Raw genomic sequence first — 23605 nt, 5'->3', positions numbered from 1 at the left:
TATAACATCAGCGCGGATTGAATCAATCCTGGCGGCTGGTGACTTCCAGCAGGTGGTAGCCGAACTGAGTCTTCACCGGGCCTTGCACGGTGTTGACCGGGGCACTGAAGACCACGGTGTCGAATTCCTTGACCATCTGGCCTGGGCCGAACGAACCGAGGTCGCCGCCCTGGCGGCTGGATGGGCAGGTGGAGTTGGCTTTAGCGATTTCTGCGAAATCAGCGCCGCCTTCGATTTGGGCCTTGAGTTCGTTGCACTTGTCTTCAGTGGCAACGAGGATGTGACGGGCGGTGGCTTTGGCCATGGTGAGTAACTCCTAGAGTAAAAAACGGTGAGCGTACCGGATTCAGGCGGTTATTTCTCGGCAAAGTTCCACTGGGGTTTCAGTCGGCACTGTTTTGGCCGTTAGGATTCAAGGCAGCACAAGGTAGTCGTTGCGCTGTACGATCGGTCGGTGCGCCGCTTGCACCAGATGGATATAGCGGCCGTCCACCAGGTCGATGGGCAGGCAGTCGTCGATATCCAGCACTGCGTCGGTGTGGGCCTGGGACCAGTGGCTGAGCATCTGCTGCTTGCCTTTGCCCATGGCCTCCTGTTTGTTACGGGCGACCACCAGCAGGTAGTGATGGGCCTCGCCAAAGCTATTGGCTTCGTAACCGCCCAGGTTGATGAAGTACAGACGGTGTGCATCGCCGTGGGGCGCCAGGTGGCTCAGTTCAACCTTCCAGCCGTCGACGCCATCGACGGCCATCCATGAATCGATATGCACGCCTTTGGGGCTGCCGAACCAGGCGTCGCGTAATTGCGGGTAGGTGCCTTGCAGGGTGTCCGCCACGGCGAACACCACATCGTGTACTTCGATCCTGGCCCGCGGGTGCTTGCCCCCGAGCATGACGACAAACAGCATTACCGATGATTCCTGGGGAGGGCGGCCTGACAGCCTATCTGATCACTCCCGGCAATCAAGCTGTGGGAGATTTTATGGTTGAGGGGCAACCCTCAGCCAACGTACTGGGGAGCAGAGCAAGAGCTGCAGGCTTGTTTGCGCAATCAATGCATCTTGCTATGGTCCATCTTGCTATGGTCCATGCCATCCAGCCCACGCGCCGTTGCCTTCACTTCGACGGCCTGCTTTTCACCCTTGGCATCTTCTACCGTAAGGGTCAGTGGTACCTGGTCGCCTTCCTTGATCTGGCCGGTCAGGCCCATCAGCATGACGTGGTAGCCGTTGGGGTCGAGCTTGACGGCTTTGCCGGCAGGCAGGACCACCGAATCCACCGGGCCCATGCGCATGACATCGTCCTTCATGCTCATCTCATGAATCTGCACGTCCTTGGCCACTGGCGATGCCACGCTCAACAGTTTGCTGTCGCTGTCGGCGGTGAGGGTCATGAAGGCACCGCTGGACGGTTGGCCCACTACGGAGGCGCGTACCCAGGCGTCAGTGACTTGTACCTGGGCGCTGGCGTGGGCGGCGAGGCCCAGCAGGGTTAGGCCGAGGGTGAGACGCTTGAGGTGTTGAACGGCAGTCATTAGCAGACCTCCATGACGGTGAGCAGGTCTTCTGCGCACTCTTGAGCGGTAAGGGATGCCTGCAAGCCAAGGCGCAGGTTGCCACGGGTGTCGAACACGAAACTGGTGGCGGTGTGAGAGAGGGTATAGGTGTCGCCGGCGGGGATCTTTTCATAAAAGATCCCGAACTCCTTGGCGGCCACGGCGATTTCTTCCGGGGTACCGTAAAGCGCTTCGAAGCTTGGGTCGAAGGCCTTGACGTAGTTGTCGAGAATCTCGGGGGTGTCGCGCTCGGGGTCCAGGGTGATGAACACCACCTGCATGATCTTGCCATCGCGGCCCATCAGCTTCTTGGCCTGGGCGGCGCGTGCCAGGGCTGTCGGGCAGACGGCCGGGCACTGGGTGAAGCCGAAGAACACCACCGGCATCAGGCCGCGGTACGAGCTCAGGGTGACGGTTTCGCCGTCGGTGTTCTTGAGCTTGAAGGTGCGGCCCATGATCTTGTCACTGAGGTCCTTGCCGTACTTGAAGTTCAGCCTGGGGCTGTAGTCACAGCCGCCCAGCAGGCTGCCCAGGCCCAACAGGCCCATGCCGGTCAGCACTTTGCGGCGGGTGAATAACGTACTCATCAACTGTGCATCCTGTGAAACGCCTGCAGGGCCGTGGAGCTGCTCCGCCAGGCTTTGAAAAGGAGTAACGAGAAGGGTGCAGAGTCTAGCAACCCTGGCCCGTGCGCGTAATCTGCGACGTTCTGCCACAGGGGGCGCGTCGCATTTCGTCCTTTTATGGCTTCGGTGGTAGAGTCGCCGCCATGAAATTGCGCCACTCTGACCGCTCACTGATCGCCTGGGCCCTGTACTTCTGCGTGCTGATGAACCTGTTCGCCTGCGGTTTGGGGCATGGCCAGATGATGGGGCAGCAGCTCAACGGCATCGGCGGGCTGTTCTGTTCGGTGGACGGCGGGCAGTCGCCAATTTCCGACAAAGGGTTGGCGAACCCGTCTTCCAGCAACATCTCGAACTACTTTGCCTGCCCGGTGTGCAACGCGGTTACCGTTGCCCTGGTGTTTCTGATCGGCCTGGCCTGGCTGCTCGGCCTCACCCAAGCCCCGCGTGTCGCCCATGAGCGGCGCAACAAGGCGCCTCCGCGCTATTCCTGGCCCTCGGCCAACCCCCGCGCTTCTCCCGCATTCTGACGTGTGCCTTGGGCTTCCTGTAACCAGGAGGCATTCTCTCGTCACGATTGTGAGAACGTTCTATGAACCCTCAATTGCCTGCCGGCGCCAGCCGCCTGGTCAGCAAGGCGTCGCGGCGCCTGCGTGCGCAACCGGCGCTGCCTGATTATCCGAGTAATTCGCGCTGCTTCGTGCACCTGGATGCACGCCTGCTGCCTCACTGGCATACCTTGTTCGACATCTGCCCGGCGTTGCTCAAGCTTGACCCACCGGAAGGCCTGAATCTGTTTCGCGCCTTCATGACCTGGGCCTATCGCACCCAGCCGCCGTTGGACTGGACTTACCATCTGAACGTATGCCGCTGGTTGCTGAGTTCGGCGTACCGCACACAGATTGATGAGGAACCGATCGAGGCCTTCATGGCCGCCGCTGCTGCGCGCTGGGTGCTTACCGACCAGAGCCAGGCGGCGGGCATCGTCCTGAGCTGGCGCGAGGGAACATTGTTCGATTGGAAGGGCAGCGCTTCGATAGCCGCGCAGCAACTGGCATTGCCGCCTCCCGCCTGGGATTTCGCCTGGTGCCCGTTGAGTGCGCAAGGCGCCTTCAGCGGCTGGCAGCAGGTGCCATGAAGCTCCGTGCGCGCGACAGGCCCTGTGGGGCACTGTCGCGCAAACCTTGTTGCGAGGAGGCGGCTGTTAAGCCGCCAGAGGTTTTCTCGCCATGGTCTTTTTATGCGTGACCTTCATCGCCTCCATCTCTGCCCCCAGCTCTTCGAGAAGCGCTTTACCCAGCAGCTTTTTAGCCTGGGGGAACATCTCGGTTTCTTCCTCTTCGATATGGTGCTCAAGCAGCTCCTTGACCACTTTGACGCGACCGGAAAACTCGGTGGACGATGGGTCGGTTTTCTTCAAGTCGGGCAGTACCAGCGAGTCGACCGTACGGTGCTCTTCCTTGGCTTCGTGGTACATGATCTCCTGCTCCTTGCCCCCGGCTTTTCTGAACGCGGGGTAGAGGATCTCTTCTTCGAGTTGGGTATGCAGGGTGATCTCCATTTCGAGTTTGGCCAACAACTCGGTACGTTTTTTTACCCCGCGTTCAGTGGATTCGCTCAACTGGGTCAGCAGGGTCTTGACGCGTTCGTGGTCGGCTTTGAGAAGGTCGATGGCATTCATAGGTAACCTCACGGGGGGGCGGGCGTGTCGAAGTGCACGCCTCGTGGTGAAGGAGGTTGCATCGGGCGTACCAACTTTTAGAATTATAAAAATATCTTTAAAATCAGCAAGTTGAGTTTATCTAAGCGTTTGGCTGTCGTGCAGCTTGCATGGTCGGGCCGGGTTGAGATTGCACAACGCCCGCCCTGAAAATTCTAATGGAACCCTTGGGGTATCGGCTGGACCTAACGCTTAGACTTCAGGAGGTGAATCATGCAAATTGAATATATCTGGATCGTATTGGCGGTGATTCTGCTGCTTTTGGAACTGTGGGCGATCAATATCGTATTGCGCAGCACGGGCGGGTGGGAAACCAAAGGGTTGTGGGTGGTGGTGTTGATCTTCGTGCCGCTGCTGGGGTTGATCGCCTGGGCGATGTTCGGGCCCAAGCGTGAAATGGCGCAGCAGCGTAAAAGCTGAAGCGGTGAGTGATAAAAAGCAGGCGCCCTTGGGGCGCCTGTTTTTCATTGCGGCAAACCGATCAGCCTCCGACAGCCTTGGCAATCGCCTCATTGAACGCCGGTAGGTCGTCCGGCGTGCGCGAGGTGATCAAGGTCCAGCCATTGGCCTGGCACTCCTTGACCTCGGCATCCACCACGCTGGCAGCGCCGGCGTTTTCAAGGTCGATGCGCACGCTTTTATAGGCGGTCAGGGTTTTGCCCTTGACCACGCCAGCGTCGATCAGGGTCCAGGGCCCGTGGCAGATCGCTGCGATAGTCTTGCCGGCCTGCACGAACTCATTGATCAAGCGCAGCGCGGCGGTATCCTGGCGTAGCGTATCGGCATTGACCGTGCCGCCCGGGATGACCAGCGCATCGAAGTTGGCGCCGACGACATCCGACAGTTGCACGTCGGATTCCACGGCCTGGTCTTTTTCCGTATCGCCGACAAATGTCTGGGTGATGCCGCCTTTGCTGGAAGCATGCGTCACGGTCGCGCCGTAGCCGCGTAGCGCTTCCAGAGGCTTGAGCAATTCGTCGCGCTCGATACCGGTGTTGGAGGTGATGACGAGGATGTGCTTGCCGTTGAGTTGCGAGCTCATGGTCGAGTGTCTCCTTGGGGCATGGATGGGTTACGGGCGTATTTGGTTTGTAGCTCCTTGGCCATTTCCAGGTGGGTTTCCAGGGTCGGCAGGGTCTTGGTGGCGAAGGCTTTCAGCTCGGGGTTGTCCGAGGAGGCCGCTTCTTTCTTGAACAGTTCGACGGTTTTTTCATGGGCCGCCACCTGGTTGTTGGCGTAGGCCCTGTCGAACGATTCATCGCGCATCTCCAGGATGGCTTTCTTCGCCTGGTCGGTGAGCGCGGCGTCATCCGGGACCTCGATATCGAGTTTTTTCGCCAGGGCCATCAGTTCCTGATTGGCTTTGGTGTGGTCCGTGACCATATGCTGGGCGAAGGCCTTCACATCCGCCGAGCTGCTTTTTTCCAGGGCCAGCTTGCCAGCCTCCACTTCGGTGATACCGCCCTGGGCGGCGTTGTCGACAAAGTCGTTGGAGGTCGCTGCCATCGCGGTGGACATTGAGCCCGCGATCAGCATGAAGGTAAGGCCCATTGGTTTCATCAGTCGAGTAGTCATGGTGTCTCTCCTTGGAAATGGCGGGATGCCGTTACCTGACTGTTGAATCGAGAGGGGTGTAAAAGGTTTAAATTTTTTTTGCGCTTATTTGCCCAGTGGTGAGGCGGGATAATTGACTTGAACCAATCCGGGTTCGCAAAGCTCTGCTGCATAGAGCCGCCATCTCAGGGGGCTGCCACTGCCAGGAGGATTGCACTGTGACCGATCATCAGACCGCCGATAAAACCCCCGACCCCGTCAGCTCTGAAGACGTGCAAAAAGGTGATGCCCAAACCAAAGGGCAGACGCTTGAGCCTGCGAATCCCAAGACCGAAACCGTCGACAAAGTCGTGACGCCGACTTCGATCAAGGACATTGAACGGCAAACGGATGCAATCAACGAGAAGCTCGACAACGGGCGTTGAACCGACTGAGTTGACCTGTGGCGGTCTGAACGCCGCCACGGCTGCTTTATAAATAAATATAATAATTAGCTTAGATTAAAATGTGCTTTTTATTATTTTTGACCATCCCCTAGTCTTGCCTGCAAGCCCCTTAGGCCATCCAGGAAGATTTGCCATGAGCAGCGTCACGCCGATTTCCAATGTCTTGAGCAATGTGCGCCAGCGGGTCACACCGCAAGAGTGGGAGGTGCGGGTCAAGCTGGCCGCAGCCTACCGGCTGGCGGCCTTGTACAAATGGACCGATCATATCTACACGCATTTCTCGGCGCGGGTGCCAGGGCCCGATGAGCATTTCCTGATCAATGCTTTCGGGCTGTTGTTCGACGAAATCAGCGCCTCCAACCTGGTCAAGGTCGATCTGGACGGTACCCTTGTCGATGACCCTACGGGCCTGGGGATCAACTACGCCGGCTATGTGATCCACAGCGCCATCCACGGCGCACGCCATGATTTGCAAGCGGTGCTGCACACCCACACCCGCGACGGTATTGCGGTGTCGGCGCAGAAGCAGGGGTTGTTGCCGATCTCCCAGCACGCTATCGCATTCTCGGGGCGCGTGGCCTACCACGGTTACGAAGGCGTGGCGCTGGACCTGGACGAGCGTGAACGGCTGGTCGCGGATCTGGGCGACAAGAGCGTGATGATCCTGCGTAACCACGGCTTGTTGACGGGCGGCGTCAGCGTCGAGCATGCCTTCCAGCAACTACAAAGCCTGGAGCGGGCCTGCAACATCCAGATTGCGGCACAGGCAGCGGGGAATGCCGAGTTGATCTTCCCACCCGCAGAGGTGGTGGCCAAGGTCGAGCAGCAGGCCAAGGTGTTCAGCAGTGGCGAAGGCCCGGGCGTGGCGCGGCATTGGAATGCGCTGGTGCGCCAGCTTGAGCGTACCGATACCGACTACAAGAACTGAGTCGGGTGGATGGTTCCTACGCTGCGCAGAGCGTGGGAATGATCAAAACCTCACGTCAAAGCGATAGTTGACGCGTTGCTGTGCGACCCGACGGTACTGGCTCGGTCTGCCAGGTAACGCGCCGGCGGTTGGCCCATGGCCTTGCGGAACATGGTGATAAACCCGCTGGCATTTTCATAACCCAGGTCCAGCGCCACGCTCTGCACACTCTCGCCGTTGGCCAGGCGTTGCAGCGAAAGGATCACATGCAGCTGGCGGCGCCAGCGGCCGAAACTCAGGCCGATCTCTTCCAGCAGCAGGCGGGTCATGCTGCGTTCGCTCATGCCGATGCGCACGGCCCATTCGCCCAGTGTGGATTTGTCGGCGGGGTTGGCCAATAAGTTGTTGGCCAGCCGATGCAAGCGGGGGTCTTGGGGCATCGGCAAATGCAGGGCTTCGATGGGGGCCTGGGCCAACTCGTCGAGTAACGTCGCCACCAGGCGGCCCTGGGCGCCGTCTTCGCCGTAGAGTTGCGGGAAACCCACCGCCTTGCCAATCAACTCATGCAGCAATGGCGACACGGACAGCGTGCAACATTGCCGGGGCAGGGCGCTGGCGGCGTCCGGGTTGATCAACAGGCAATACACGTCCGCTTCGCCAGCGCCGCGTGCCGCGTGGGTCACTCCGCCGGGAATCCACAACGCGCATTGCGGCGCACGATCCAGATACCCGCCTCGATCACACAATGCACCACGCCGCGCAAGGTGTAGATCAGTTGCCCGTGCTGATGGTGGTGAGGGGTATGTTCCCAGCGTTCGGACGTGCTCGAGGCGCCCACTGCAACAATCGCACGAGGGATTGCGACGGCGTCGCGGACCCGACAGGGGTCGTACTGGTCGAGGCGGTGATGAACCATGGTGATAGCTGCCTTGGCTGGATTGCGAAATATTCTGGCTATTCTGTGCAATGCTGTCCAGCGTCACGCACTCTATGATGAGAACAAATCTCATCAAAGGAGCTTTGCCATGCGACTCGACAGTTCAACCTTCCCCGTGGTGAAAATCTTTTTCGACGCGCCTGACGACGGCCGGCCGGAAGATGCCTTCCTGACCTTCGAACGCCTGCTGGCCCGTGAGCAGCCCTTCTTGCTGCTGCACGAAAAAGCCGTGGATGAAAACAATCACGAACACGCCCACGAAGAGCGCAAGCGCGCCTCTATCTGGATGAAGAAAAACAAGGCTGCCTTGCGCGCCTACGTCAAAGGCATGATCCAAGTGGAGCCCAGCGCTGCCAAGCGCCTGGCCCTCAAGCCCTTTGCCGTGACGTTCGGCAAGGCCTGGGGTTACCCGCTGCTGGTGGTGGAGTCCAAGGACCGCGCCTGGGCGTTGGCCCAGGATGTGCTGGATGCAGAAGTGTCGGATGTGGCGCATTTCTGAGCCTGGCCAAAGCTAGACAGCGTCCACAATTGAACTACCTTGATTGACGAGCCTTCCCACTCGGTACTCAAGCATGCGCACTTTATGGACGCGGTACCTGGCGTTGCTGGAAAACGACCTGAGCACGCAGATTTTCGACAATGTTAAAAACCTGTTGGTCTGCGCGCTGTTGTTTGCGGCGGGGACCAATGCGCTGGTGGGGCCGCACGAGTTGTTGATCGGTATGTTCGCCTCCAGCGTCGCGGGTTGGGGCTTGATTGTGTTGTCGACGCTGCTGATGTTGTTGAACGTCAGCGACGGCATCCGCCGGCTGGCCAAGTTGCGTTATCACTTGGCGTTGCAACTGTTGTTGATCCTGATCTACGTTGTGATTGCCGAGCGGGTGGTAGAGATTGTGTGGGTGTTGCGCGCCCACTGAAGTATCCTCCGCGCCTCGTTTATCACTGATTCAAACAAAGATGACAGGACAAGCTATGCAGGCGCTGCTGGAGTCGATCCTCGACGAAGTGCGCCCCTTGATCGGCCTCGGCAAAGTCGCCGATTACATTCCCGCGCTGGCCGACGTGCCCGCCAACCAACTCGGCATCGCGGTATACGGCAACGATGGCGCGGCCTACTGCGCCGGTGATGCCGACAAGCTGTTCTCGGTGCAGAGCATTTCCAAGGTCTTCAGCCTGGTGCAGGCCATCGACCATGGCGGCGAAACCATCTGGGAACGCCTGGGTCACGAGCCCTCGGGGCAGCCGTTCAACTCCATGGTACAGCTGGAATTCGAACGCGGCCGCCCGCGCAACCCCTTTATCAACGCTGGCGCGCTGGTGATCTGCGACATCAACCAGTCACGCTTCGCCGTGCCGATTCTGTCGATGCGCGACTTTGTACGGCGCCTGTCGGGCAACCCGCAGATCCTGGTCAACAGCGTCGTGGCCGAATCGGAAGCCCAGCATGGTGCGCGCAATGCGGCCATGGCCTACCTGATGAAGTCGTTCGGCAACTTTCATAACGATGTGGACGCGGTGCTGCACAGCTACTTCAACTATTGCGCGTTGCAGATGAGCTGCCTGGACTTGGCTCGAGCGTTCAGCTTTCTGGCCAACGAAGGCGTGAGTGCCCACAGTGGCGAGCAGGTGCTGACGGCGCGCCAGACCAAACAAGTGAACTCGATCATGGCCACCAGCGGCCTGTACGACGAGGCGGGCAACTTTGCCTACCGCGTGGGCCTGCCGGGCAAGAGCGGGGTAGGCGGTGGGATTGTCGCGGTGGTGCCGGGGCAGTTTACGGTGTGCGTGTGGTCGCCGGAGTTGAACGCAGCGGGCAATTCCCTGGCGGGGATGAAGGCGTTGGAATTGTTGAGTGAGCGGATTGGGTGGTCGGTGTTTTGAGATTGTTCTTGTGGGAGCTGGCTTGCCTGCGATAGCGATTTTTCAGTGCCGGATGTACTGGCTGACACAGCGTCAACGATCACTGTAGGAGCGAGCTTGCTCGCGAAAAACGCCCAGGCCCTGCGGTCATCCAGGTTGCCCGCGTTATCGTTGACGATTTTCGCGAGCAAGCTCGCTCCTACAGTGGGTTGGCGGCAGTGGGTTAGCGGCGGGGCCTGTTGAGGCGCGGCACGATCATGCCCACCTCATTCTGATAGCGCCGATACCGCTCACCAAACAGCGCCACCAGATCCCGCTCTTCGAAACGAGCGCCAATGAACAGATACACCGACATCCCCAGCGCAAACACCAGATGCCCCACGGTCATATGCGGCGTTGCCCAAAAGGCGATGAGGAAGCCCAGGTACAGCGGATGACGCACGATTTTGTAGAGCAGCGGCGTCCTGAATGTCAGGCCCGATTGTGGGGCGTTGCGCCAGCGATCAATGGCCTGTTTCAGCCCGAACAACTCGAAGTGACTGATCAAGCAGGTTGCCAGCACCACGATGCCCCAGCCCAGCCAGAACAGGCCGGTCAGCAGTGCCTTGGCCCAGGCGGCGTCAACCTCCCAAACGGTGTGCGTAATGGGCCGCCACTGCCAGAACAGCAGCGCGAGCATCAGGCTGGAGAGCAGCACATAGGTGGAGCGCTCTACCGCTGCCAGGGCGAAGACTGCCAGCCATTGCTTGAAACGTTTACGCGCCATGGCGGTGTGCTGGACGCCAAACACAATGATCAGTGACGCATTGATCATGATTGCCAGCGCCCAGTCGATACGCGCGCCGGAGTCGATGTGTTTGGGTACGACCACAGCCCCCACGAAGCCCATCATGTAAAGCAAGGTGAATAAGAAAACCAGGTAGCAGCAGGTGCTATAGACCAGGCCAGCCAAGCGTGCCGTGAGGGTGTTTGAAGAGGTCTGCCGTTTCATGGACGATTCCTTTCGCACATGGTGAATGGGTGAGCCAATCGAGGACTGGCTTGCTCAGACTAACGGCATTCAAGTAGGCGGTAACCTGTTGGAATTGACAGTTGCAAGAGCGATTGGCGATTTAACCGACATTCAACCGATCCAACAAGTTATACCAGGCCACGCCTGCGCCCAGCGGTAGTCAAATTCCAACGGCCCGAGTTGCCGAAACAGCAGCGCCAGAGAGCGCTGCAGGTGCATAACGGCAATTGGCACCGGCACTGTTGCAGTGCTCAAGGGCGCTGAATAATTCGGCGCGGAATCTGGAGTGAACCGAAGCCCCAGATACACCGGCGAACTCATTGTGGGAGCTGGCTTGCCTGCGAAAGCGGTGGTTCAGTTGAGGCGTCATTGACTGACACACCGCCTTCGCGAACAAGCCCGCACACCGTTGGATCGTGGGGTGTCAGGTAGATAAGCATCGGTTGTCAGGCCGTCACGGGAGCAAGCTCCCTCGCCACAGATCCAGCGTCGCACCAAGGTTGTGTGCTGGCTGACACAGCGCCATCGCAGGCAAGCCAGCTCCCACATTTTGATCTGTATTGTTCTTTGAACTGTAGGTGAGCCCAAACAAAAAATGCGCCCCTTGGGGCGCATTCTTTTGCTCGGTCAGCTATGGCCTATCAGGCCGTCGCATCCCAGGCCCGATCACCGTTCTCGTCTTTGATCCGAGTCGGCAAACCCATCACATCCAGCGCTTTGAGGAACGGCTCAGCCGGTAGTTCCTCGACGTTGGCCATGTGCTTCACATCCCACTCGCCACGGGCCACCAGCAGCGCAGCGGCTACCGGTGGTACGCCTGCGGTGTAGGAGATGCCCTGGCTGTCAGTCTCGGCATAGGCCTCTTCGTGATCAGCCACGTTGTAGATGAACATCTCACGCGGTTGGCCATCCTTGGTGCCTTTGACCAGGTCACCGATGCAGGTCTTGCCGGTGTAGCCCGGGGCGAGCGAAGACGGGTCGGGCAGCACGGCCTTGACCACTTTCAACGGCACCACTTCCAGGCCTTCGGCGGTCTTGACCGGTTTTTCGGAGAGCAGGCCGAGGTTTTTCAGCACGGTGAACACGTTGATGTAGTGTTCGCCGAAGCTCATCCAGAAACGCACGTTGGGCACGTCGAGGTTTTTCGACAGCGAGTGCACTTCATCGTGGCCGGTGAGGTAGAGGTTCTGCGAACCGACTACCGGCAGGTCATCGGTGCGTTTGACTTCGAACATGGTGTTGCTGGTCCACTGGCTGTTCTGCCAGCTCCACACCTGCCCGGTGAATTCGCGGAAGTTGATTTCCGGATCGAAATTGGTGGCGAAGTATTTGCCATGGGAGCCGGCATTGACGTCGAGAATATCGATTGAATCAATGCGGTCGAAATGCTGTTGTTGCGCCAGCGCAGCGTATGCGTTGACGACACCTGGGTCGAAGCCCACGCCAAGGATGGCGGTGATGTTCTTCTGTTTGCATTCTTCCAGGTGGTTCCACTCGTAGTTGCCGTACCACGGCGGGGTCTCGCAGACCTTGCCCGGCTCTTCGTGGATGGCGGTGTCGAGGTAAGCCACGCCCGTGTCGATGCAGGCACGCAGTACCGACATGTTGAGGAAGGCGGAGCCGACGTTGATGACGATCTGTGAATCGGTCTCGCGGATCAGGGCCTTGGTCGCTTCCACGTCCAGGGCGTTCAGCGCAAAGGCCTGGATATCGGCGGGTACCTTGAGGCTACCCTTGGCCTTGACGCTGTCGATGATGGCCTGGCATTTGGAGATGTTGCGCGACGCGATAGCAATACGACCGAGTTCGTCGTTGTGCTGCGCGCACTTGTGGGCCACCACCTTGGCGACACCTCCTGCACCAATGATAAGAACGTTCTTTTTCAATTGCTTTATTTCTCCTATATCCGCCAGCTTACGAAAGGCTGGACAGGTAGTCGTCGTAACCAAATTCACGAACCACCTCGACTGTACCGTCGAGTTGTTTCACTACGATGGACGGCATTTTCAGGCCGTTGAACCAGTTTTTCTTGACCATGGTGTAGCCCGCGGTGTCGATGAACGACAGCCGATCGCCGATGGCCAGCGGACGATCGAATTGATACTCGCCGAAGATGTCCCCGGCCAGGCAGGATTTGCCGCACACCATGTAGGTGTGTTCACCCTCGCTCGGCGCCAGCTTGGCGTTGAGGCGGTAGATCAGCAGGTCCAGCAGGTGGGCTTCGATGGAGCTGTCCACCACGGCCAGGTGCTTGCCGTTGTAGAGGGTGTCGAGCACGGTGACTTCCAGGGAGGCGCTGTTGGTGATCGCCGCTTCGCCGGGTTCCAGGTAGACCTGCACGCCGTACTTTTCGGAGAAGGCTTTGAGCCGCGCGCAGAACGCGTCCAGTGCATAGCCTTCACCGGTGAAATGGATGCCGCCGCCGAGGCTGACCCACTTGACCTTGTGTAGCAGCGCACCGAAGCGTTCCTCGATGGTGCCGAGCATCTTGTCGAACAGGCTGAAGTCGCCGTTCTCGCAGTTGTTGTGGAACATGAAGCCGGAGATCTGATCGATCACGCCATCGATCTTCACCGGGTCCCACTCGCCCAGGCGGCTGAACGGGCGCGCCGGGTCGGCCAGCAGGTAGTCGGAGCTGCTCACCTGCGGGTTCACACGCAGGCCGCGGGTCTTGCCTTCGCTACGTTCGGCAAAACGCTGCAGTTGGCTGATGGAGTTGAAGATGATCTTGTCGCAGTTCTCCAGCATTTCTTCGATTTCATCGTCGGCCCAGGCCACGCTGTAGGCGTGCGCTTCACCTTCGAACTTCTGGCGACCGAGCTTGAGTTCATACAGCGACGACGAGGTGGTGCCGTCCATGTATTGCTGCATCAAGTCGAATACCGACCAGGTGGCAAAGCACTTGAGCGCCAGCAGAGCCTTGGCGCCGGACTGTTCGCGCACGTAGGCAATCTTCTGCATGTTGACCAGAAGCTTCTGTTTATCGATGAGGTAGTACGGCGTTTTGATCATTTTTGAGAGCCTGCGGCGGTGCCTGCCAAAAAAGGACACGCATTGTGCCCGCACTTGGAACAGATCGAAAGGTTAGCCGGCGGAATTTGCGCGCCACGTTAAGCATAGGGCTTGAGTATGACCGTTCATAAGAATCGCCCCGTCCCACTGTGGGAGCGCTCGAGCCTCAGCGAGGGCGCGATGACGCCGACCCTGCCACCACAAACACCCACAGTAGCGCCGCTAATATCATGCTCGTTTGAACATGAGTAAATCTTGTGATGATCTAGAACAAAATGAGTTTGTCTCAAGACACCCCTCTGCCGACAATGACCGCCATCAATCACACCATCGGAGTTGTAAGTCATGGCAGTCGCTCATTCCCTCGGGTTCCCACGCATTGGACGCGATCGTGAATTGAAAAAAGCGCAGGAAGCGTTCTGGAAGGGTGAGCTCGACGAAGCCGGCCTGCGCGCCGTTGGCCGTGATTTGCGCAGCACCCACTGGGCCCTGCAACAGCAAGCCGGCATCGAACTGTTGCCGGTCGGTGATTTCGCCTGGTACGACCAGGTGCTGACCCACTCGTTGATGTTCGGCGTGGTCCCTGAACGGTTCCGCCCGGCCGATGGCCAGGCCACGTTGCATACCTTGTTCGCCATGGCCCGTGGTGTCAGTGACAGTTGCTGCGGCGGGGCCCATGCCCAGGAGATGACCAAGTGGTTCGATACCAACTATCACTACCTGGTGCCGGAGTTCAGTGTCGATCAGCAATTCCACCTGGCGTGGGACCAGCTCTTCGAAGAGGTCCAGGAAGCCCTCGATCTGGGGCACAGCGTCAAGCCCGTGGTGATCGGCCCGCTGACCTATTTGTGGCTGGGCAAGGCCAAGGGCGCTGACTTCGACAAGCTCGACCTGCTCGAGCGCCTGCTGCCGCTGTATGGCCAGATCTTCCAGCGCCTGGCCGAATTGGGCGTGGAGTGGGTGCAGATCGACGAGCCGATCCTGGCGCTCGATCTGCCCCAGGACTGGAAGAACGCTTTTGAGCGCGCCTATAACCTGATCCAGCGCGACCCGCTGAAAAAATTGGTGGCCACTTACTTCGGCGGCCTGGAAGAAAATCTCGGCCTGGCCGCCAACCTGCCGGTGGATGGCCTGCATATCGACCTGGTACGTGCGCCGGACCAGTACCCGACCATCCTCGACCGCCTGCCAGCGTACAAGGTGCTGTCCCTGGGCGTGGTCAACGGCCGAAACGTGTGGCGTTGCGACCTGGAAAAAGCCCTGGCCACCTTGCAGCATGCCCATGAGAAGTTGGGCGATCGCCTGTGGGTCGCGCCGTCCTGCTCGCTGCTGCACAGCCCGGTGGACCTGGCGCGGGAAGACCAGTTGGATTCTGAGCTGAAAAGCTGGCTGGCCTTTGCCGTGCAGAAGTGCGCGGAAGTGGCGCTACTGGCCAAGGCGGTTGACCAGCCCCAAGCCCCTGGCGTACTCACCGCCCTGGCTGAGAGCCGCGCGGTGCAGGCAGCTCGCGCTGCATCGCCACGCATTCACAAGCCTGCTGTTCAAGCGCGTGTCGCGGCCATCACTGCACGGGACAGCCAGCGTCAGTCGCCGTTTGCCCAGCGCATCGAAAAACAACGGGCCGGGCTTGATCTGCCATTGTTCCCGACCACCACCATCGGCTCGTTTCCACAGACCGCTTCGATCCGCCTGGCGCGTCAGTCGTACAAGGCCGGCAAGTTGAGCGAAGCCGAATATATCGAAGCCATGCACAGTGAGATCAAGCACGCCGTCGAGGTGCAGGAAAACCTCGGCCTGGACGTGTTGGTGCATGGCGAAGCCGAGCGTAACGACATGGTCGAGTACTTTGCCGAACAACTGGATGGCTACGCGTTCACTCGGTTCGGCTGGGTGCAGAGCTATGGTTCGCGCTGTGTGAAACCCGCAGTGATTGTCGGTGACCTGAGCCGCCCGAACGCCATGACCGTGGAGTGGATTCGCTATGCCCAAGGCCTCACCGACAAGGTGATGAAGGGCATGCTCACAGGCCCGGTGACCATGTTGATGTGGTCGTTCCCACGAGAAGACCTGAGCCGCGAAGTGCAGGCCCGGCAACTGGCCCTGGCGATTCGTGACGAAGTGGTGGACCTGGAAGCGGCCGGCATCAAGATCGTGCAGATCGACGAAGCGGCTTTTCGTGAGGGCTTGCCGTTGCGCCAGGCGCAGTGGCAACCCTACCTCGACTGGGCGACTGAAGTGTTTCGTTTGTGCGCGAGTGGCGTGGGCGATGAAACCCAGATCCACACCCACATGTGCTACAGCGAGTTCAACGATGTGATCGAGTCTATCGCCGCCATGGATGCCGACGTGATCACCATCGAAACCTCACGCTCGGACATGGAGCTGCTCGACGCGTTCGAAGCCTTCGCCTACCCGAATGAGATCGGCCCGGGGGTCTATGACATCCACTCGCCACGGGTGCCGGATGCCTCGGAAATGGCCAACTTGCTGCGCAAGGCCGCCAAGCGGATTCCGGCAGAGCGCTTATGGGTGAACCCCGATTGCGGCTTGAAGACGCGGGGCTGGCCGGAGACCGAGGCGGCGCTCATTCATATGGTCACCGCCGCTCGCCAACTGCGTGCTGAACTGGCCTGATTCCTGAGCCTGGCGCGGTTAAAACTGTGGGAGCGGGCTTGCTCGCGAATGCGGTCTTTCAGTCACAGCAGTAGTGGCCGACACACCGCCTTCGCGAGCAAGCCCGCTCCCACAGGGGATCTGTGGCAGGTGCTGATTGTGTGGGCGATGCGTAACCAGTGTGGGAGCTGGCTTGCCTGCGAAAGCGGTGGTTCAGTTGAATATTCAGTGGCTGACACACCGTCCCGCACAATTTGCCTGCATCAGGTCAGAGGTATTTGAGCCACGCCAGGTCCCGCCGCCGTGCTTTCAGGCCGGCGAACCAACGTACCGGCAAGTACAGGGCAATCGGCAACAGCAGCGCTGCCAACCACACCGCACCGATACCGTCGAAGCCAAAGTAATTGCCATGGTTGAGACCAAACAGCGCAACGCAGGCCACATAGAGGATTTTCAATACATAGAGGTGCAACAGATAAAAGAACATCGGCGCCGCGCCGAACACTGCCAGCACGCCGATCCAGCGCTTATGCCCGGCGCGTTCAAACGCCAGCAGCAACAGCAAGCCAATCCCCAGGGTCAACGCCAGGAACAACAGCGAAGGCGGGTATTTGGTGATGTTGAAAAAGCTCATCAGCGTCAGCACGCTGCTGTCATACACCTGCCAAGGCTGCTCGCCATAGCCGTTGAGCGCTCGCAGCAACCCAAAGCCCACCAACGCGCCCACCCCCGCGACCAGCAAATAACGCTGACGCACAGCCGGCAGCGTGGCATGGGCAAACCATGGCCCGAGGCCGTAACCCAAAGCAATCACACCGATCCACGGCAGCACCGGGTAGGTGGTGCGCAGACGCAGGTTTTCAGAGACTTCAATCCAGTTGCGTTCATGCAGGATCGTCCACGGAACATGCAACATCGAACCCGCTGCGAAGTGCAGCCCATCGAGCAGGTTGTGCCCGGCGATAATCACCAGCGCCAAGCCGATCAGCCAGGCACGCGGTAGCCAAACCAAAGCGGCAAGCGCGATCATGCTGATGCCGATGGCCCAGATCACTTGCATATAGATCACGCTGGGCGGCAGTTGGAAGGTCCACGCGAAGTTGACCAAGGTGAATTCCAGCACCACCAGGAACAGCCCGCGCTTGAACAAAAATGCCGATACATCGCGACGGCCCTGATATTTCTGGCCGTACAGCCAAGCCGACAATCCGGTGAGCAGCACAAACACCGGCGCACACAAGTGAGCCAGGGTGCGGCTGAAAAACAACGCGGGCTCGGTGCTGTCTATGCTCATGGGGTCGCTGACCTGGCGGTGCAACAAGAAGGTTTCACGCACGTGGTCCAGCAACATGAACAGGATCACCAGGCCGCGCAGGGCGTCGATGGACAGCTGGCGTTTGCGTAAAGTCATAGCGTCAGTCATAAGTCAGGGATCACACGCAGGCAAAATATTGACGTTATTCTATAACATTAAGCGAGGCGCTGATGATAAGCATGACCCCACAACCGGCCGAAGCCGTAATCGCGTTCTGGAAACAGGCGGGGTCCAAGCGTTGGTTCGCCAAGGACGAGGCGTTCGATGCGGCCTTTCGTGACAGCTTCCACGCCACCCATATGCAAGCGGCACGGCGTGAACTCGAAGATTGGATGACCACCGCGGATGGCGCGCTGGCGTTATTGATTTTGCTGGACCAGTACCCGCGCAACGCCTTTCGCGGCACGGCGCATATGTTCGCCACCGACCCGCTGGCGCGGTTGTATGCGCGAAAGATGGTGGACGCGGGATTGGATCAACAGGTTGAACCTCAGTTGCGTGCGTTCTGCTATTTGCCTTTTGAACATTCGGAAGACCCGCAGGACCAGCAACGCTCCCTGGCCCTGAACCAGCAGTTGGATGCCAGCACCTACCACTGGGCCAAGGAGCATGCCGATATCATTGAGCGGTTCGGGCGGTTTCCCCATCGTAATGGGGTGTTGGGCAGGACGAGCACCGATGAAGAACTCGCCTTCCTCAAGGCCGGTGGCTTCGCTGGTTAGGCGTGCTCTGGCGCCAGGCTCTGCTGGGTGCCGACACGGCGAAACCGCCGCACCCCCTTGAGGTCTATTGCCCAACGCAACGCTTCAGTGGCTGAGGGGCGCGGGCCCTGGGTGATCGCCTGTTCATCCTTGCCCAATGCGTCGAGGTAACCCTGGGCACCGCCGCGTTCGCTCCAATAGTGCGTGTGGCTAAACCAGGATTTGGCCAGCCAGCCTTTGCCGTTGCCCACGGTCACCGGCAAGTCCAGCACGCCACAGCCCATCACCGGCTTGACCGGGCCGCCGACGATGTCGCCGAACAACCCGAAGGCGGCAGGGAAGTACAGGTTGGTCCAGCGCGTAACGGCGAAGGCCGCAGCATGGTGCAGGTAGTGCGGGGTGAAGGGCTTTTGGCCGAGCATCAGCGGCTGGCGGGCGTTGTAGCCATAGCCTTGGGTATCTTCGGTGGGCGGGCAGGCCGGGGCTTCGCGGCGTTCCATGCGCTGCTTGAAGTCACTGACGCTGCGGCCCAGCAACAGGCTGGCGTGGGCCATCGGGCTGCCGACCGTGACCAGGTCGGTGATGCGCCACAGGTTGCCCAGGCCGCGCTGTTCGGCAAAAGCTTCGGTCTGTTGCTGACGAAAATTCAACAGGCTGCTTAGGCTGCCGTCCAGCAAGGCGCCGGCAGCGGGCAGGGCATCCTTGACCACCGGTTGCAGCGGTTCGCGGTTGGCATAACGGGCCGCCAGCTCACGGTTGCTGGGGGTCAGTTGGGTCAGTTGGTCGTGGTATTCATGCCAGAGGTAGCCGACGATGTCATAGGCAATCACACTGCCCAGGCTGTGACCCACGACGATGATGCGCTCGTAGTCGCCCTTGTTATGCAGGGCACGCAGCAGGTCGACACCGTCAGCACGGATCTGCTCGCGCACCATCACGTTCTGCGGGTTGGGGCTGAGGTAGCGTGCGGCGTCTCCCAGGTAGGCCAGCGCCGAATAGCGCAGCCCCAGTCCCATGGCCGCGAGCAGCAGGGGTATCAGCGCGAAGGGGTTGTCGTTGGGGGGCAATTGGCCCCAGGCCGTGGCCAATGTACCGCTGGCAACCAGCAGCAATAACACCAGCACCGTCCAGCGCGTGCTGCGCCAGATCGGCACGATGGCCTCGGGAATGTCGCGACGCGGGCGCTTGAAGATGTCCCACAGCCAGCCCAGCAGATGGCCGAACTTGGTGCCCTGCATCTTGTGGGCCCAGTAGTACTCATAGAAATCCGTCGAGGTACGGCCCGAGGCCTTCAGTACGCGCAGGTCGAAGTTGCGCGACAGCCGATCCGGCTTGCTCCAGTACAGAGGTGTGCCATCGGGGGTGTCCGTGGGGATCATCGCTTCGACAAAGCCGCGCAAGGTGTCCATTGGGCGCTGCTCGCCGATGCCGTGGATAACCACAACTGCTTGTCTCATGTGCTGTTCCTTCCTTGAAAATCAGCGGGAGCCATAATATTGCCACTAGCCGCGCTATTCCTGCCAGGAATGCCCCCATAAAAACCCTGCATTGTCTTTATCGGCCCGGATCTCGTAGCGTGATGCCTCACCCCAGGAGATTGCCCATGAGCCAAGGCCCGCTGCACCTCTACGTTGATTCGCTGTTCACCAGCCCCTATGCCATGTCGGTGTTTGTCGCCTTGCGCGAAAAAGGCCTGGCGTTCGAGACCCTCGCCCTGGACCTCGATGCCGGGCAAAACCAGGCGGCAGATTTCGCCCGACGCTCCCTGACCCAGCGAGTGCCGACCCTGCTGGACGGTGATTTTGCGCTGTCGGAGTCTTCGGCCATCACGGAGTACCTGGACCAGGCCTACCCCGAGACCAGCGTTTACCCGGCGGATGTGCAGCAGCGGGCGAGGGCGCGACAGGTCCAGGCGTGGCTGCGCAGCGACCTGCTGCCGATTCGCCAGGAGCGCTCGACGCTGGTGGTGTTCTGCGGGCAGAAGAGGCCGCCGTTGTCAGCAGAGGCTCAAGCCGCCGCGACCAAGTTGATCAGCGCGGCGCAAGCCTTGCTGGCGGATAACCGCGAGTACCTGTGCGGCCAGTGGTCGATTGCCGATGTGGACCTGGCGGTGATGCTCAATCGCCTGATCCTCAACGGTGACGCCGTGCCAGCGCAACTGGTGGCCTACGCGCAACGCCAATGGCAGCGGCCGTCAGTGCGCGAGTGGGTCGAGCTGCGACGGCCCGCGCTCTAGCTGCTCTGCCTGCTGGGCAACACGCCGGTCGAGGTCTTCCCAATCGGCCATGCCCAGCACGCGCATGGTGTTCAAGCCGCGCAAGTAGCCGCGCAGTTGCTCGGCGCTGGCGCTGCCTTTTGCGGCGTCGGCGTGTGAGTCCAGCAGCACGGTTTCGTACTCGACCAGGTAGTCGGCGACTCGCTCGCGAAACTCTGGCAGTACTGCCTCGCGGATACGATCGAAGATTTTCTGGTAGGGCTTCATGGCGGGGTCCTTATAGATTTTATGGGCGGCCTGACACTATCGGTTCAAATGATAGTCACCATCAAGGATCACAAGTTCTGTTTTTTCGCCAGACGCGCAGAATCTGCACATCGAGACGCAGCCCAAGGAAAATGCGCGATGAGGACGATTATCCAGTTGGCTTTGATGGCCCTGATGCTGGGCACCGCGGTCATGACCACCCCGGCGATGGCCGATGAAGTGCGTACAGGCCATTTGCTGCCACTGGTGGGTAGCGTAGACTCCCTGCAGCGTGCCCAGTCGGTGGGGGTGTTGTTCAGTGAAAACACCCGCGACAACCTCAGCTACCTTGAACGCTACCACGCCATGGCGCTGAACGGCGCCAAGGACGCCCTGGATGGGCGGATTCGCGAGGCGTTCGTCAACAGCTCCGACCCGGAACTGGCGATCGACTGGTTGATGCACTCGTTGCAGGGCGCTTTTCTCTCGGTGACGGTCTATAGCAGCCTGGATGCCCTGGTGCAGGCGCACCCGGATGTGGTGGTGGTGCTCGATGCCCATAACCAATTGCTGACCCAGCGTAATGACCGGGTCGAAGCACGCTTTGTCGCACGCTTCTACGACGCGAACCTGCAATTTATCGCCAAGGCCGAAGGCTCGGTGGGCAAGCACGTGCCGTCAGTGTGGGTGCATGACAAGGCGGCGCCGGAGATTGCTGCACTGATCGAGCAACAACGCGATGTACAGCAAGATGCCCTGAAGCAGTTCGATGCGTCGCTCAAGGCCCTGGTTCGCGCAGGTTGACCCGCGAATGGTTGTGAACCCTATTGGTTATTTTCAGGAATGTTTATGCGCTCTTTCTTCGCCCCGGCCCTGGCTTGTGCTTCGTTATTGCTGACCGGCTGTATCACGGCGCCCAATGCCCCATCACTGACCCTGCAAACCAACAAGACCCCCGACGGCTATGTGCAATGCGTATTGCCCACGCTGGAAAAGCACGGCATTACCTCGACCGTCACCCAGAACTCGCGCCATGCCAAGGTGCTGTTGACCAGCAAGATTGCCGCCGATGATGTGCTGGAGGCCTACAAGTCCCAGGACGGCACCAAGGTGTTCCTGTATGAGCGCAAGCCGTTGGCTTCGGCGATCAAGCCATCGCGACTGGAGCAGGCCGCGCAGGATTGCAAATAAACCCAGGCACAACGCAAACCCAAATGTGGGCGGGGGCAACCTCTGACACCCTGTAGGAGCGAGCTTGCTCGCGAAAAACTCATAGGCGCCGCGTTTATTCGGGGAGCGCGCGTTATCGTTGACGTCTTTCGCGAGCAAGCTCGCTCCTACAGGGTATTGGCCCCATTTGGATCAGGGCTTGGCTTCGTTGCTGAAGCTGTCGACGGTCTTGACCAATCCCTGCGCCGCCAACGCCACCAACTCACCGCCTTTCTCCACCGTGGCCAACGCCGGGTCTGAGCCCATGCGGCCATCAGGGAAGCGCGCGCGGAAGTCCAGCGCTTCGCGGATTGGCCCGGTGTTGGCGATTTGCGGTGAGTACTCGGCAGACTTGATCGAGTCCGGATACGCCCACTGCGTCACGGCAATTTCCGACGGCGTGGCGTGGCTGCCATGCCCGACCGGGAATTGACGCTGGGCCAGGTCAGTGACGCCTTCCAGGTCCCACCAGTTCACCAGCTTCAGCGCGAACCCGGCCGGGCGGCGGGCGAAGCTGGCTTCGGCGTACAGCTCGGAGAACGCCGCTTCAATCGTGGCGATGTTGCCGCCGTGGCCGTTCAGGAACAGGATCTTTTCGAAACCATGCCCGGCCAACGAGCGCACCCAGTCGCCAATCGCGGCGATAAAGGTGGAAGGGCGCAGGGAGATGGTGCCGGGAAAGCCCAGGTGGTGTTGGGCCATGCCGATATTGAAGGTCGGGCCGACCAGGATATCGGCGTGCTTCTGGGCGTGGTGGGCGATGATCTCCGGGCACATCCAGTCAGTGCCCAACAGGCCGGTGGGGCCATGTTGCTCGTTGGAACCGATGGGAATCACCACCGTGCGGCTGCGTTCCAGGAACTGCCCGATTTCGATCCAGGTGGAGGTGTGTAGAAGCATGCGACGCTCTCTTTTATCTATGGGGACAGGCTATCCGCCACGGATTGTACGACTACTCGCCACCTGTTGGGGTTTGCAATTGAGGTAGGTCGATGACTTCAGCCAGCGCTGGTCGGGGTACCACGAAAACATGAACTGCCCGTCCTTGAGCTTGTCCACCACTTGACGGGCAACTTGCGGGCGCACGGCCGGGCAACCCTGGCTGCGGCCGATGCGGCCTTCGCGCTTGCTCCACAAGGGGCTGACGTAGTCGGCAGCATGAATCACGATGGCGCGGTCGCGGGCCAGGTCATTGAAGCCAGGCTCCAGGCCGTCCATGCGCAGCGAGTAGCCATGGGCGCCCAGGTAGCTTTCCTGGGTGCGGAACAACCCCAGGCTCGACTGGTGGCTGCCTTCAAGGTTGGAGAACTGAGTGGCGAAGTTTTCCCCGGACTTGGCACCGTGGGCCACCAGGTCGCGCAATACCAGGGTCTGTTTACGCAGGTCGAAGATCCACAGGCGACGGGCGGTCGAGGGCTGGGAGTAGTCAATAACCGCTAGGCGATCGGAACGTTCCTCGCCGTTATTGACCGCGCACTGCACGGCGCTCAGGGCGCTTTTGAGCACGGTGGGATTGAGTTCTGGAGCCGAGCGCGCCAGGCTGCTATACAGGGAAGGAGAGGTGCCATTGGCGGCGAGCGCAACATTGCTCAATAAAGCCAGGCACCCAGTGATCAAGCCCAGGCTGGTTAGCCTGAGCAGGCGTATAAAAGTCAGCATCTACAGTCGAGTCCCCGCTGTG

28 protein-coding genes and 1 pseudogene are annotated in these 23605 nt (G+C 60.0%); 13 read left to right on the top strand and 16 right to left on the bottom strand.

The window, feature by feature from the left end:
• Positions 1-22 precede the first annotated feature (22 nt).
• From BUE92_RS17375 to BUE92_RS17360, 4 genes are all read right to left on the bottom strand, one after another.
• Complete coding sequence (locus BUE92_RS17375; RefSeq protein ID WP_069075821.1) at positions 23-304, bottom strand: peptidylprolyl isomerase; 282 nt, start codon at positions 302-304, stop codon at positions 23-25.
• A gap of 108 nt (positions 305-412) precedes the next feature.
• A complete protein-coding gene (locus tag BUE92_RS17370) occupies positions 413-907 on the bottom strand; it encodes a DUF1543 domain-containing protein (protein ID WP_073525235.1) in 495 nt (164 codons plus the stop codon).
• A gap of 143 nt (positions 908-1050) precedes the next feature.
• Positions 1051-1533 carry a copper chaperone PCu(A)C gene (locus BUE92_RS17365; RefSeq protein WP_073525234.1) on the bottom strand — a complete coding sequence of 161 codons (483 nt, stop codon included), beginning with the start codon at positions 1531-1533 and terminating at the stop codon, positions 1051-1053.
• Positions 1533-2141 (bottom strand): SCO family protein, encoded by a 609-nt coding sequence (locus BUE92_RS17360; protein ID WP_073525232.1) that lies wholly within the window; start codon positions 2139-2141, stop codon positions 1533-1535. Before BUE92_RS17360 ends, BUE92_RS17365 begins: the two co-directional genes overlap by 1 nt.
• A 182-nt stretch (positions 2142-2323) precedes the next feature.
• Here BUE92_RS17360 and BUE92_RS17355 point away from each other — a divergent pair, with 182 nt between their 5' ends.
• Together BUE92_RS17355 and BUE92_RS17350 are read left to right on the top strand one after the other, a co-directional pair.
• Complete coding sequence (locus tag BUE92_RS17355; RefSeq protein ID WP_073525230.1) at positions 2324-2707, top strand: DUF2946 domain-containing protein; 384 nt, start codon at positions 2324-2326, stop codon at positions 2705-2707.
• 62 nt (positions 2708-2769) lie between these two features.
• On the top strand, positions 2770-3315 hold the full coding sequence (locus BUE92_RS17350) for a putative natural product biosynthesis protein (protein WP_073525227.1): 546 nt from the start codon (positions 2770-2772) through the stop codon (positions 3313-3315).
• A 66-nt stretch (positions 3316-3381) separates the two neighbouring features.
• Here BUE92_RS17350 and BUE92_RS17345 read toward each other — a convergent pair whose 3' ends face one another.
• Complete coding sequence (locus BUE92_RS17345; protein WP_073525225.1) at positions 3382-3858, bottom strand: hemerythrin domain-containing protein; 477 nt, start codon at positions 3856-3858, stop codon at positions 3382-3384.
• 252 nt (positions 3859-4110) lie between these two features.
• Between BUE92_RS17345 and BUE92_RS17340 the strand changes: the two genes are divergently transcribed.
• A complete protein-coding gene (locus tag BUE92_RS17340; protein WP_073525224.1) occupies positions 4111-4317 on the top strand; it encodes a PLD nuclease N-terminal domain-containing protein in 207 nt (68 codons plus the stop codon).
• A gap of 61 nt (positions 4318-4378) precedes the next feature.
• Here BUE92_RS17340 and BUE92_RS17335 read toward each other — a convergent pair whose 3' ends face one another.
• Positions 4379-4939: a type 1 glutamine amidotransferase domain-containing protein gene (locus BUE92_RS17335; protein WP_073525221.1), complete on the bottom strand. Its 561-nt coding sequence runs from the start codon at positions 4937-4939 to the stop codon at positions 4379-4381.
• A complete protein-coding gene (locus BUE92_RS17330) occupies positions 4936-5472 on the bottom strand; it encodes a DUF4142 domain-containing protein (protein ID WP_073525219.1) in 537 nt (178 codons plus the stop codon). The genes BUE92_RS17335 and BUE92_RS17330 overlap by 4 nt, the downstream gene beginning before the upstream one ends.
• Before the next feature lie 197 nt (positions 5473-5669).
• Between BUE92_RS17330 and BUE92_RS17325 the strand changes: the two genes are divergently transcribed.
• Together BUE92_RS17325 and BUE92_RS17320 are read left to right on the top strand one after the other, a co-directional pair.
• Positions 5670-5876, top strand: a complete 207-nt coding sequence (locus BUE92_RS17325) for a hypothetical protein (RefSeq protein WP_073525216.1) — start codon at positions 5670-5672, stop codon at positions 5874-5876.
• Positions 5877-6030: 154 nt separating this feature from the next.
• Positions 6031-6825: a class II aldolase/adducin family protein gene (locus tag BUE92_RS17320; RefSeq protein WP_073525213.1), complete on the top strand. Its 795-nt coding sequence runs from the start codon at positions 6031-6033 to the stop codon at positions 6823-6825.
• A 50-nt stretch (positions 6826-6875) separates the two neighbouring features.
• Here BUE92_RS17320 and BUE92_RS17315 read toward each other — a convergent pair.
• Positions 6876-7720: pseudogene (locus tag BUE92_RS17315) on the bottom strand (AraC family transcriptional regulator).
• 109 nt (positions 7721-7829) lie between these two features.
• Between BUE92_RS17315 and BUE92_RS17310 the strand changes: the two are divergent.
• The 3 genes from BUE92_RS17310 (at position 7830) to glsB (ending at position 9622) form a co-directional block, all read left to right on the top strand.
• Entirely contained in the window at positions 7830-8240 is a 411-nt protein-coding gene (locus tag BUE92_RS17310) for a hypothetical protein (RefSeq protein ID WP_073525212.1), read from the top strand.
• 73 nt (positions 8241-8313) lie between these two features.
• Positions 8314-8658 (top strand): hypothetical protein, encoded by a 345-nt coding sequence (locus BUE92_RS17305; RefSeq protein WP_073525211.1) that lies wholly within the window; start codon positions 8314-8316, stop codon positions 8656-8658.
• A gap of 55 nt (positions 8659-8713) precedes the next feature.
• The gene (glsB, locus tag BUE92_RS17300) at positions 8714-9622 is read left to right on the top strand and encodes a glutaminase B (protein ID WP_073525210.1); all 909 of its coding nucleotides are present in this window, start codon (positions 8714-8716) and stop codon (positions 9620-9622) included.
• Positions 9623-9824: 202 nt separating this feature from the next.
• On the opposite strand, the gene mddA is transcribed toward glsB, so the two are convergent.
• From mddA to BUE92_RS17285, 3 genes are all read right to left on the bottom strand, one after another.
• Positions 9825-10592 carry a methanethiol S-methyltransferase gene (gene mddA, locus BUE92_RS17295; protein ID WP_073525209.1) on the bottom strand — a complete coding sequence of 256 codons (768 nt, stop codon included), beginning with the start codon at positions 10590-10592 and terminating at the stop codon, positions 9825-9827.
• A gap of 662 nt (positions 10593-11254) precedes the next feature.
• The gene (locus BUE92_RS17290; RefSeq protein ID WP_073525207.1) at positions 11255-12499 is read right to left on the bottom strand and encodes a saccharopine dehydrogenase family protein; all 1245 of its coding nucleotides are present in this window, start codon (positions 12497-12499) and stop codon (positions 11255-11257) included.
• 28 nt (positions 12500-12527) lie between these two features.
• Positions 12528-13625: a carboxynorspermidine decarboxylase gene (locus tag BUE92_RS17285; protein ID WP_073525205.1), complete on the bottom strand. Its 1098-nt coding sequence runs from the start codon at positions 13623-13625 to the stop codon at positions 12528-12530.
• Positions 13626-13970: 345 nt separating this feature from the next.
• Here BUE92_RS17285 and metE point away from each other — a divergent pair, with 345 nt between their 5' ends.
• Entirely contained in the window at positions 13971-16259 is a 2289-nt protein-coding gene (gene metE, locus BUE92_RS17280; RefSeq protein ID WP_073525203.1) for a 5-methyltetrahydropteroyltriglutamate--homocysteine S-methyltransferase, read from the top strand.
• A gap of 247 nt (positions 16260-16506) precedes the next feature.
• Here metE and BUE92_RS17275 read toward each other — a convergent pair whose 3' ends face one another.
• A complete protein-coding gene (locus BUE92_RS17275) occupies positions 16507-17661 on the bottom strand; it encodes a DUF1624 domain-containing protein (protein ID WP_073525201.1) in 1155 nt (384 codons plus the stop codon).
• Between the two features lie 71 nt (positions 17662-17732).
• Here BUE92_RS17275 and BUE92_RS17270 point away from each other — a divergent pair, with 71 nt between their 5' ends.
• The gene (locus BUE92_RS17270; protein WP_073525199.1) at positions 17733-18275 is read left to right on the top strand and encodes a DUF924 family protein; all 543 of its coding nucleotides are present in this window, start codon (positions 17733-17735) and stop codon (positions 18273-18275) included.
• Here BUE92_RS17270 and BUE92_RS17265 read toward each other — a convergent pair.
• Positions 18272-19711 carry a hypothetical protein gene (locus tag BUE92_RS17265; RefSeq protein WP_073525198.1) on the bottom strand — a complete coding sequence of 480 codons (1440 nt, stop codon included), beginning with the start codon at positions 19709-19711 and terminating at the stop codon, positions 18272-18274. The genes BUE92_RS17270 and BUE92_RS17265 overlap by 4 nt on opposite strands.
• A gap of 146 nt (positions 19712-19857) precedes the next feature.
• On the opposite strand from BUE92_RS17265, the gene yfcF reads away from it, so the two are divergent.
• Positions 19858-20490: a glutathione transferase gene (gene yfcF / locus BUE92_RS17260; protein ID WP_073525196.1), complete on the top strand. Its 633-nt coding sequence runs from the start codon at positions 19858-19860 to the stop codon at positions 20488-20490.
• On the opposite strand, the gene BUE92_RS17255 is transcribed toward yfcF, so the two are convergent.
• Entirely contained in the window at positions 20449-20736 is a 288-nt protein-coding gene (locus BUE92_RS17255) for a hypothetical protein (protein WP_073525195.1), read from the bottom strand. The two genes, yfcF and BUE92_RS17255, sit on opposite strands and share 42 nt — an antisense overlap.
• A 138-nt stretch (positions 20737-20874) precedes the next feature.
• Here BUE92_RS17255 and BUE92_RS17250 point away from each other — a divergent pair, with 138 nt between their 5' ends.
• Together BUE92_RS17250 and BUE92_RS17245 are read left to right on the top strand one after the other, a co-directional pair.
• The gene (locus tag BUE92_RS17250; RefSeq protein ID WP_073525194.1) at positions 20875-21519 is read left to right on the top strand and encodes an ATPase; all 645 of its coding nucleotides are present in this window, start codon (positions 20875-20877) and stop codon (positions 21517-21519) included.
• A 45-nt stretch (positions 21520-21564) separates the two neighbouring features.
• Positions 21565-21906, top strand: coding sequence for a hypothetical protein (locus BUE92_RS17245; protein WP_073525193.1), 342 nt, complete (start codon positions 21565-21567; stop codon positions 21904-21906).
• Between the two features lie 171 nt (positions 21907-22077).
• On the opposite strand, the gene BUE92_RS17240 is transcribed toward BUE92_RS17245, so the two are convergent.
• Both BUE92_RS17240 and BUE92_RS17235 read right to left on the bottom strand, forming a co-directional pair.
• A complete protein-coding gene (locus BUE92_RS17240) occupies positions 22078-22824 on the bottom strand; it encodes a creatininase family protein (protein ID WP_044274105.1) in 747 nt (248 codons plus the stop codon).
• 30 nt (positions 22825-22854) lie between these two features.
• Positions 22855-23583, bottom strand: a complete 729-nt coding sequence (locus BUE92_RS17235) for a murein L,D-transpeptidase catalytic domain family protein (RefSeq protein ID WP_073525192.1) — start codon at positions 23581-23583, stop codon at positions 22855-22857.
• Between the last annotated feature and the right edge of the window lie 22 nt (positions 23584-23605).

This window comes from Pseudomonas fluorescens (genome assembly GCF_001902145.1).
Taxonomy (GTDB): domain Bacteria; phylum Pseudomonadota; class Gammaproteobacteria; order Pseudomonadales; family Pseudomonadaceae; genus Aquipseudomonas; species Aquipseudomonas fluorescens_BV.
This window is presented reverse-complemented; position numbering and strand designations above follow the sequence as displayed.